This window comes from Methanoculleus sp. DTU007, from assembly GCF_001512385.1.
GTDB classification, from domain to species: domain Archaea; phylum Halobacteriota; class Methanomicrobia; order Methanomicrobiales; family Methanoculleaceae; genus Methanoculleus; species Methanoculleus thermophilus.
In genome coordinates this window covers 1-8,883 of the sequence record NZ_LFRO01000050.1, presented here as the reverse complement: position 1 = coordinate 8,883, position 8,883 = coordinate 1, and the positions used below count along the sequence as shown (strand labels likewise).

Genomic DNA, 8,883 nt, shown 5'->3' with positions numbered 1-8,883 from the left:
GTCTCGTGGGCTCGGAGATGTGTATAAGAGACAGATACTACAGCCGCGCACTCTACCAGTCTGAGTTAAGGCGGGTCCCTGCTCTAACAATGTTGTCGTGATGAGTTATTATATTTTTCGCCCACTTGCCAGCCGGTCCTGCACAACCAGGAGCATTATTCATATATTAGTTCTAATAACTGATATAATCATGAACTCCACAAACGCTGAAGCAACCAGGTACGCTGAAGCGTACTGTCTTCTTCACCGATAGCCGTGCGAAAAAGAACGTCACTGTTTTCGACACCACACTGCGCGACGGTGAACAAACGCCGGGCATCTCATTCACGCGCGAAGAGAAGCTCGGTATTGCAGAGCAACTCTCGAAGATCGGAGTGCACGCCATCGAAGCGGGCTTTCCCGCATCGTCTGATGCCGAGCGCGAGATCGTCAAATCCATCAAGGCACTCGGGCTCACGTCACAGATCTGCGGTCTAGCGCGATCGCTCCGGGCCGATGTGGATGCGTGCATCGACTGCGACGTCGATATGGTCCATGTCTTCATTCCGACATCCGACGTCCAGCGCGAGTACACCATCAAAAAGACCCGTGAGGAGGTCCTCGATGCAACCGGCGAGATCGTCTCATACGTCCGTGACCATCTCGACCAATGCATGTTCTCGGCGATGGACGCGACGAGGACAGACTGGGACTACCTGATAGAGGTCTTCCGTGTCGCGGTGGATGCGGGGGCAACGGTCATCAACGTCCCCGATACGGTCGGCGTGATCACGCCGGCGGCCATGAAGCGCCTCATCACCAGGATCAGAGAGGAGGTGGACTGCCCCATCGACGTCCACTGTCACAACGACTTCGGGCTTGCGGTGGCAAACACCGTCGCGGCGGTCGAGGCGGGCGCATCCCAGGTCCAGGTGACGGTGAACGGCATCGGGGAGCGGGCCGGGAACGCGGATCTCGCGCAGACGGTGATGGTCCTCTCATCAATCTATGGGATCGATACCGGGATCCGGACAACAAGCCTTGTAGAGACCTCAAGGCTTGTTGCACGCTACGCGGGGATGAGTATTCCCGCCACGCAGCCGATCGTCGGCGAGAACGCCTTTGCCCACGAGAGCGGGATCCACTCCCACGGTGTGATCGCCCGGTCAGATACGTTCGAGCCCGGGATCATGACCCCCGAGATGGTCGGTCACCGGCGCAGGCTGAAACTCGGCAAACACGCCGGGAGGCACGCAGTCAAGCAGATGCTCGCCGAGGTGCACATAGAGCCCACGGACGCACAGCTCGATGAGATTGTGTTGCGGATGAAGGGGATTGCCGGTAAAGGCAAGCGCGTGACGGATGCCGACCTCTACGAGATCGCGGAGAGTGTCATGCACCTTGCGCCGAACGAGAAGACTCTGGAACTCCAGGATGTCGCTATCATGACCGGGAACCACGTCATCCCGACAGCGAGCGTCAAGGCGACGGTCAATGGGGTGGAGCACGTCTTCTCAAGCGTCGGCAACGGGCCGGTGGATGCGGCCGTGCGGGCGATCCTCGGGATCATTCCTGTCCCGGTTCATCTAAAAGAGTTCAACATCGAGGCAATCTCCGGCGGCACCGATGCACTCGGCCACGTCACCATCACCGTTGAGGATGAACTGGGTCGGGTCTTTGATGCCAGCGCATCAAGCGACGACATCATTCTGGCATCGGTCGAGGCGATGATCAACGCGATCAACCTCGTTTGCCGGACGCGGAAGAACGACCGTGAGCGGGAGGAGTGAGCACCCGCTCCCCTATTTTACCAAAAGTTCCAGGTTCAGGCAGGACCGGAAGGCTGCTGCTTCCCTTCGAGTGCTCCCCTGATCTGTGAGGATAACTGCTCAAACCTGCCCTGAAGAGCCTTCTCCTGTTTTTCAAGCGACTTAACCCGAAGTTCGAGCGTCTCGATGCGTTCATTCAAGGAGGAGAGCACCTGCTCCCGGCTCTTCTGCATCATGACGCTGCCGACGTTCATAAATACTGCCGCATCCTCGGGAACATCGGCAAGATCCTCGACCGCCCGCCGGGCTTCGCGGATCGTCAGTTCATACTGTGCTTTCTGTGAGATCACAGCCTGCAGCTGCTGCTGCATCTGCTGGAGCATTGCCAGCTGGTTCTGTACCTTAGGTGGGATATTTTCCATATTCATCAACCCTCCCAGAATGGGATAGCGATCTGTAACAATATTTCGGATGCGGGCGGAAGGCCTCCCCGGCCCGATGCCCTTTCTCTACATCATAGGGGCGTGAAGCCCATAAAATGTGAGGGTTCAGGGAAGGGAGTTTTCTGGCACCGTCATCACTCTTGAGGGGCGACGATCTCCCTCATCTCGATCGCTATAGTGATCAGCCGAAGCCAGGTATTCAGGGCCGCCCGGAGGGCAGGTATATCGCTTGCAGTCACCTCAAGGATGAGTCTATCGGTGCCCTCAAGCCGTACGTGGACGGACGAGCGGTCTCCCACGTCGCCCATCTCCTGACAGACGGAGAGGTAGAGGGCACGGGCATCCTCGGTCGTGAACGCAAAAACGGCCGTATGATGGTTCACGAGGCCACCTCCAGCGTGTAGCGCTTCCGCTGCGTACCATCAAAGACAATCCTGTTTCCGGGAAGGACCTCGGCAGCGAATACAACGTTGACGTGGTCCTTGAGGGTCTCGAACACGGATCGGTTCGAGACAAAGAGCCCGCGGGCAATCGCACCCGGCCGCTCCGTGACGGTGAATGACCGGATGGCAATCTCTCCGACCAATTCTTCGTTCGAGAAGATCTGGATGATAAAAAGGGGGCCCGATCGAGAGACGATCAAAACCCGATCGTCAAGGGAGAAGAGGTCACCCATACCCGCCTTGCCACGGGTGACATACTCCCCACCGATCGCGAACGCCAGATCCCTGGAGAGGGTGCGCACCTCAGGGAGGGGCTTGCGTGACGTCGTGACGATCGTCATCGAGCCTTCAGATCTTTTATTGCTGCGCCGCGCTCTTTGAAAAGGATACGGTATCCACAGTAGGGACAGCGAATATTGATATCGATCTCTACTTTCTGTTTGCATCGAGCGCACTTATAGGCAGCCACGACTGATTAGCCCTCCTTCTGCAGCGAACGCTCAATGCTCCGCGCGGCAACACGCATCGCGGGAGTCTCGGGAGCGTAACTGCCGCCGGCAAACTTAAACCCGCACTTGCGGCACAGCCAGATCCCTGTTCCCTCACGCTGGACCGTTTCCCGGTCACAGCGGGGACAGACGTGGCGCGCATTTGAGATCTGCTCGATCTGGGTCACTCTCTTCCGGATAAACCGGCCATACCGCGGGCCAAAACGCCCGGAACTTCCGACTACCCTGCCCTTGGCACTCTGTTTGCGGTTTGCCATTTAGCGTACCTCTTGTATGTCCTCTAATTTTTTGCGCTGTCAATTAATATAGTTACTCACGAGATGCGCTCGAGAATCCGGCTCTCCGCGCAGCCCTTTGAGATCTTGTTTATAAGGTCGTAGAACTCCCCCTGAATGCCTGCCGGAATCCTCGCGACAGCAATCCAGGAACCATCCTTCTGCCACTCGTTCTGCTCGATGGTCGCTGCACTCTGGAGTTCACCATAGGCTCTCGCTGCATAATCCGCCGGGATCTTTACTGCGATGCGGAGTTCCTCAAATCGGATGGGGAGAATGGGGCGGAGTGCCTTGACCACTTCCTTGACCTGCTCTTCAACCCCTTTGAAGGGGTCGATGTTCACCCTCGCCTCCTCCATGGCAAGTTCAATCCGCTGCGGGGGGTGGGGGTAGCCGGTCTGCGGGTTGACGGCGTTCCGCGATATGAACGTAATGATCCTGTTGCGTTTATCTGCAATGAGTTGACGGCGCTGCTCGGCGGTGAGATGAATCTCGCCTTTCTGAATGATCCGGAGCGCAATCTGCTCAAACTCGGTCGTCTTGAAGACCTTCTGGAGAGCCTCATCAGAAGCGCGTTCAGCATGGGCGGCGTTTGAGAAGATGGAGTCCGCTGCTATTACATCCTCCAGATCAACATTCTCTCCCTGCCGGATACGCATGGCCTGGTCAGGGTCGACAAGCACCTCGAATCGCTCACCGTAGCTCTCAAGCCGCGCTACAACTGCCTGGTCCAGGGGTATCATAGAAGGTGCACTCACTCTTCAAACTGGTCGACGTATCTCTTTACCTCTTCCTTCTCCATCCTCCGGAACATCCGGGTCGCGATGGAAACGACACCGATCTCGATGGCACTCACATCCAGTTTGCCTTCTGTCGCGGCATGCAGGGCCTTGATACCAAGTTTTATAGCGCCAGCAAAGTCCGCATCTTCCTGGTACTCGTCCTCAAAGACCTTCATGACCGCCGGGCGGCCCGTACCTATCCCGGTCGCCTTGTACTCGAGGAGCGTGCCGCTCGGGTCGGTCTCAAACAGCCGTGCCTCTCCGTCGCTGATCCCTGCAATCAGGAGAGCAGTCCCGTAGGGGCGTGCACCGCCAAACTGGGTGTAGGTCTGCATGTGGTCGCAGAGTTTCTTTGCAAGAATCTCAACGTCAATCGGCTCGTTATAGGAGACCCGGTTGATCTGGGCCTCAACCCGCGCTCTGTCCACAAGAGAACGCGCATCACCGACGAGGCCGGAGGATGCCACGCCGATATGCGCATCGATCTTGAAGATCTTCTCGATGGATACCGGCTCGAGGAGACGGGACGTAACCCTCTTGTCGACGATCAGCACAACACCTTCGCTGCACTTGATCCCGACGGCCGTTGTGCCCCGTTTCACCGCTTCTCTTGCATACTCAACCTGATAGAGCCTTCCGTCCGGGCTGAAGACCGTGATCGCCCGGTCGTATCCCATCTGATATTGTGGTTGCATTATCGTTCCTCCAAATCGGCTTCGGTGAAAAACAATGACTTCTGATGTTTAATACCCTTTTCGACCAAATCAACCTTTTGACGGGGGTAGCGGTATACCATGAAATACGTTTCCCCGACCTTTGCTTCCCCGGGCTCCGAGAGGAGTTGGATAGGTTTTATCCGGCGCCGCAATGCACGAATGGTCCCGGATGTGGCGACCGTGCGGAGTGCTACTCTCTCATCGGCGATCATGGTGACCGTTGTAAGGGCCGTAGCGATATCGCTCTCGGTTCCCCGCCGGCATCGGATCATAACGTATCCCCCATCACAGAAGACCACCGCCGGTTGTGCAAGACCGACAGTTACGTCCCCAAGAAGGGTTGTCGCCGCCTCGATGACCGAGAGGTAGACCTGCTTTGAGTCCGCTGCCACCCGAGACGGAACGATCCGTGCAAGGATATAACGCCACTTCGTCCGCATCGCCGGCGGTCTCGGTTTCATTCAACCACCCGCACGGGCGCTTTCGGTTCAATGATCCGGCCGACGGAGGAGAGGGCCTCGCTCACTTCCGACCCGGTCATTCCGAAAAGGGCACAGAGACCCCGGATCTCCCGGACCGACCGCTGCTCAAGGATCGAGTGTGCATCGGATGATATCGTCAGCGGAAAGCCATAGCGGCGCTGCAGCAGGAGAACGTCTGCATACCGCTGCAGCGCCATCTGGCGCTTTGCCCCGCGAAGCTGGATGATGGGAGCAATCGAGATATTCACCGCAACACCCCGCTCTGCTGCCGTCCGTGCGGCAACATGGTCGAAGGCGTTCTTCCGGGTAGTGTGGATGTTTCTGATGACGTTCACTTCCTTGACCGAGACTATGGCCCGGTTAAAGGCGATCTCCCCTGCGTTGACGAAGACCACGTCTGCCTGCCGGACAGCGGGCTCACGGACCTGCTTGAGAACCTCTTTTTGAGAGGCGGCATTGATCACGGCCCCCCGGAGAACCTCCAGTCCGTTGAATCGGTCTCTGACATTCCCGACGGCAACGATGCTATCGAACCCGAGCTCCGCCGCTTCGAGCGCCATGCGGCCGATGGTCGAGTCGCCGGCAGGATAGGGACATACACTGGCGTCTGTGATCTTCATTGTGCGCGGGCCGTATAGAAAAAAGGGTTATTTATTTCCCGCGGTTCGCGTGGGAACGGATGCTTGGACGGGTCTTCTCGGTTCCACGACCACGCTTCCGCATTCCGCGCCCCTTCATGCCGGCAGAGGTCTTGCCGCGCTCCGCCCGTCCGCGGTGAACGGGGTCGGCTATCCATGCGAGGTTGCGGTCGCTCTTGATTGACGGGTGGTGACCGTCGACCAGGATCACTTCAAACCACTTTGCCCGTCCGTCTTGCCCAACCCAGTAGGAGTTCAGGACTTCCATGTTCGGGAACTTGCGGGATGCACGCTCCTCGGCCATGCGCTGCAGGCTCTTTGCCGGGGTCATCCGGCGCATACCCATGCGTGCAGTCCTGCGACCGCGGACGTACCGCGACTTCCTCCGGCCGCCACGGCGGACCTTGACCCGCACGACGATGACACCCTGCTTGGCCTTGTAGCCGAGCGACCGGGCCCGGTCGATCCGGGTCGGGTGCTCCACGCGCACGACGCTCCCCTCGCGCCGCCATCTCTGGAGGCGCTCCCAGAGGAGGCCTTTCACTTCGGACCTATCAGGCTGCTTCCAAGCATCCCGAACGTAGGCATACATTGACTTTGCCATTCTTTTATCACCTCAGGTTCAGCGTTTCCGCCACATTCCTTTCCGGGACGTATCCCGTGGTCTTTAACAGGTTGACGGGAGCATAGATAAAGGATTCTCTTCGCCGGCACCCACCCGCAGGGAGATCTAGACCCCTTTGCGCTTCTCAACAACGCGGATGGCATCGATCCGGGTGACCGGGTACTGCCCGTTCTCGTCTTTCTCCGCGGATTTGACCATATCCCAGACGGTGAGAAGAGCGACCGAGACTCCGGTGAGGGCCTCCATCTCGACGCCCGTCCTCCCGTAGGACTTAACGCGGGCGGTCGCCTCGATGTAACCGTCGCCCTCCGTAAAGTCGATGGTGATCCCGGCGAGCGGTATGGGGTGGCACATGGGGATGATACGCGGGGTATCCTTCACCGCGAGGGTGGCCGCCACCCGTGCGGTCGCAAGCACGTTGCCCTTGACCACGGTTCCCTCCCGGATGGCCCGGAGTGTCTCGCTCCGCAGGTAAATCCTTCCGCTCGCGATCGCTTCCCGGGGAACCTCGGACTTTCCCGAGATATCCACCATCTGCGCGCGATCGTTCGCGATATGCGTGAATATCGGCTTTTCGCTCTGTTTGCCGGACTCGTTCATTGGTATCAGGAGATCTTCTGTTTTTTCGGGGATAAAAGAGGGTGTCTCATCAAAGGTCACTCTGGCGATCTCTCCCGGAAGAGTTCGTCCGGGATGTACTCGAGCATATCGGTCGCGATCAGTCCGTTCCCCCGCTCCTCTGCGGCCCGCATCCCGGCCCTGCCGCAGACGTAGGCTGCAATCGAAGCCGCCTCGAACGCGGGAAGTTGACAGAAGAGCGCCCCGGTAATGCCGGCAAGCAGGTCGCCCGTCCCACCGGCGGTCATCGCGGGGGCCCCTGTCCGGTTGAACCTGACCCGTACCCCGTCGGATATGATATCGACCGGGCCTTTGAGCAGGATGGTCCCCGTCGTCGCGGCGGCCTTCACGCATCGGCCACGCGCAATAAGATCCGACGGGAGGTCCGTACCCGTCATCCGGGCGAACTCGCCCCCATGCGGGGTGTAGATCGTCTCCTTTGCCGTCGGAAGGGGACGGACGAGCGCATCGGCATCGAAGACCGCTCGCTTCGCCGCCTCCGCGATGGCGAGGACGACATCGTGGCTCGCTTTGCCAAGCCCCATCCCGCAGACGACGACATCGGCCCGCTCGACGAGGGGGAGGATCGTCTCCAGGTGATCGGCTGTGATCACGCTCCCCTCCAGGCGCTCGTAGATCAGGTCCGGCATGGGGATATACGCAGGCGAGGCGATCCGGACGATATCCGCCCCGGCACGGAGCGCTCCCATTGCGGCGATGTAGGGCGCCCCCTGATAGGGGCCGCCTCCGACGACGAGGACCTCGCCGCCGGCACCCTTGTGGGCCCCGGGCGCGCGTGCCGGGAGGAAGGTGAGATCGCCGGGACCGGTGTAGACCTCGGCCTCGAGCGGGATGCCGATATCCACGACGTCCGCACCCTCAACTTTTGACCGGTGGAACGAGAGGATCCTTGCCGCCCTGATCCCGGGGGTAGGGACGTCGACGGCAATGATGGGCGCGCCGCTCGCGTTCGCCCGGGCGACGAGGGTTGCAAACGGCTCCCGCACCGCGCCGGATATCCCGGTGCCGAGCATTGCATCGACGATGAGATCGGCCGAGTCAAAGAGCGGGGCGAGCCGATCGATATCGGCGGCGCACCTGATAGGATGGAGGGAGACGGAGCAGTGCCGGAGGAGGGAGAGTTGGGTGGTGGTCGAGGCGGTCATCGAACCGCAGTCGGGATAGACGACATCGACTGCATCGAGGTGCTGGAGGTAGCGGGCCGCAACCATCCCGTCGCCGCCGTTGTTCCCCCTCCCGCAGAGGACGAGGACACGGGAGGGTTTGTAGGAGAGGACTGCATCCGCAGTCGCCCGCCCGGCGCTCTCCATCATCAGAAGCGGCGGCAGCCCGAGCGCAACGGCATTCCCCTCGACTGCCTTCATCCTGCCGGCATCGATGATGCCGGTCTCCAGAAACTCGCGCATACTCTCCGGTGTCATGCATGGCCCTCTAAACGTTGTCTGATTGGTGCTATGGCGTTTCTCTCATAGATATCTTTTGAAAGCGCGATGATTCGAAGAATCGGAGTGCGAGCACCGATAGGTGCGAGGAGCGACGGTTTGAAGAACCGGAGCTGGAGCACTGTTAGGTGCGAGGAGCGA

At 59.5% G+C, this 8,883-nt stretch carries 13 protein-coding genes; 1 reads left to right on the top strand and 12 read right to left on the bottom strand.

The genetic code is table 11. The features are described 5' to 3' along the window. Positions 1–224: 224 nt before the first annotated feature. Positions 225–1,769, top strand: coding sequence for a 2-isopropylmalate synthase (locus ACI94_RS05670; protein ID WP_066958787.1), 1,545 nt, complete (start codon positions 225–227; stop codon positions 1,767–1,769). A gap of 35 nt (positions 1,770–1,804) precedes the next feature. On the opposite strand, the gene ACI94_RS05665 is transcribed toward ACI94_RS05670, so the two are convergent. The 12 genes from ACI94_RS05665 to ACI94_RS05610 form a co-directional block, all read right to left on the bottom strand. Continuing rightward, complete coding sequence (locus ACI94_RS05665) at positions 1,805–2,170, bottom strand: prefoldin subunit beta (RefSeq protein WP_066958804.1); 366 nt, start codon at positions 2,168–2,170, stop codon at positions 1,805–1,807. A 155-nt stretch (positions 2,171–2,325) separates the two neighbouring features. Then, on the bottom strand, positions 2,326–2,574 hold the full coding sequence (locus ACI94_RS05660; RefSeq protein ID WP_066958786.1) for a KEOPS complex subunit Pcc1: 249 nt from the start codon (positions 2,572–2,574) through the stop codon (positions 2,326–2,328). Continuing rightward, a complete protein-coding gene (locus ACI94_RS05655) occupies positions 2,571–2,975 on the bottom strand; it encodes a hypothetical protein (RefSeq protein ID WP_066958785.1) in 405 nt (134 codons plus the stop codon). Before ACI94_RS05655 ends, ACI94_RS05660 begins: the two co-directional genes overlap by 4 nt. Next, positions 2,972–3,103 (bottom strand): DNA-directed RNA polymerase subunit P, encoded by a 132-nt coding sequence (locus tag ACI94_RS05650; protein WP_083524872.1) that lies wholly within the window; start codon positions 3,101–3,103, stop codon positions 2,972–2,974. Before ACI94_RS05650 ends, ACI94_RS05655 begins: the two co-directional genes overlap by 4 nt. A 6-nt stretch (positions 3,104–3,109) precedes the next feature. Further along, positions 3,110–3,400 carry a 50S ribosomal protein L37ae gene (locus ACI94_RS05645; protein ID WP_066958784.1) on the bottom strand — a complete coding sequence of 97 codons (291 nt, stop codon included), beginning with the start codon at positions 3,398–3,400 and terminating at the stop codon, positions 3,110–3,112. Between the two features lie 56 nt (positions 3,401–3,456). After that, positions 3,457–4,161, bottom strand: coding sequence for a ribosome assembly factor SBDS (locus ACI94_RS05640; protein ID WP_066958783.1), 705 nt, complete (start codon positions 4,159–4,161; stop codon positions 3,457–3,459). 11 nt (positions 4,162–4,172) lie between these two features. Continuing rightward, a complete protein-coding gene (gene psmA, locus ACI94_RS05635; RefSeq protein WP_066958782.1) occupies positions 4,173–4,895 on the bottom strand; it encodes an archaeal proteasome endopeptidase complex subunit alpha in 723 nt (240 codons plus the stop codon). Continuing rightward, a complete protein-coding gene (locus ACI94_RS05630) occupies positions 4,895–5,377 on the bottom strand; it encodes an Rpp14/Pop5 family protein (RefSeq protein ID WP_066958781.1) in 483 nt (160 codons plus the stop codon). Before ACI94_RS05630 ends, psmA begins: the two co-directional genes overlap by 1 nt. After that, on the bottom strand, positions 5,374–6,018 hold the full coding sequence (locus tag ACI94_RS05625; protein ID WP_066958780.1) for an RNase P subunit p30 family protein: 645 nt from the start codon (positions 6,016–6,018) through the stop codon (positions 5,374–5,376). Before ACI94_RS05625 ends, ACI94_RS05630 begins: the two co-directional genes overlap by 4 nt. A 31-nt stretch (positions 6,019–6,049) precedes the next feature. Next, complete coding sequence (locus ACI94_RS05620; protein ID WP_066958779.1) at positions 6,050–6,640, bottom strand: 50S ribosomal protein L15e; 591 nt, start codon at positions 6,638–6,640, stop codon at positions 6,050–6,052. Positions 6,641–6,766: 126 nt separating this feature from the next. After that, complete coding sequence (moaC, locus tag ACI94_RS05615; RefSeq protein ID WP_066958803.1) at positions 6,767–7,261, bottom strand: cyclic pyranopterin monophosphate synthase MoaC; 495 nt, start codon at positions 7,259–7,261, stop codon at positions 6,767–6,769. Positions 7,262–7,317: 56 nt separating this feature from the next. Then, entirely contained in the window at positions 7,318–8,706 is a 1,389-nt protein-coding gene (locus tag ACI94_RS05610) for an NAD(P)H-hydrate dehydratase (protein ID WP_224732805.1), read from the bottom strand. Positions 8,707–8,883: the final 177 nt, after the last annotated feature.

Bases quoted from the DNA above. Each gene is read 5' to 3' on its own strand.
- ACI94_RS05665 (WP_066958804.1), bottom strand. From the start codon at position 2,170: ATGGAAAATATCCCACCTAAGGTACAGAACCAGCTGGCAATGCTCCAG.
- ACI94_RS05655 (WP_066958785.1), bottom strand. From the start codon at position 2,975: ATGACGATCGTCACGACGTCACGCAAGCCCCTCCCTGAGGTGCGCACC.
- ACI94_RS05645 (WP_066958784.1), bottom strand. From the start codon at position 3,400: ATGGCAAACCGCAAACAGAGTGCCAAGGGCAGGGTAGTCGGAAGTTCC.
- ACI94_RS05640 (WP_066958783.1), bottom strand. From the start codon at position 4,161: ATGATACCCCTGGACCAGGCAGTTGTAGCGCGGCTTGAGAGCTACGGT.
- psmA (WP_066958782.1), bottom strand. From the start codon at position 4,895: ATGCAACCACAATATCAGATGGGATACGACCGGGCGATCACGGTCTTC.
- ACI94_RS05630 (WP_066958781.1), bottom strand. From the start codon at position 5,377: ATGAAACCGAGACCGCCGGCGATGCGGACGAAGTGGCGTTATATCCTT.
- ACI94_RS05625 (WP_066958780.1), bottom strand. From the start codon at position 6,018: ATGAAGATCACAGACGCCAGTGTATGTCCCTATCCTGCCGGCGACTCG.
- ACI94_RS05620 (WP_066958779.1), bottom strand. From the start codon at position 6,640: ATGGCAAAGTCAATGTATGCCTACGTTCGGGATGCTTGGAAGCAGCCT.
- moaC (WP_066958803.1), bottom strand. From the start codon at position 7,261: ATGAACGAGTCCGGCAAACAGAGCGAAAAGCCGATATTCACGCATATC.
- ACI94_RS05610 (WP_224732805.1), bottom strand. From the start codon at position 8,706: ATGCGCGAGTTTCTGGAGACCGGCATCATCGATGCCGGCAGGATGAAG.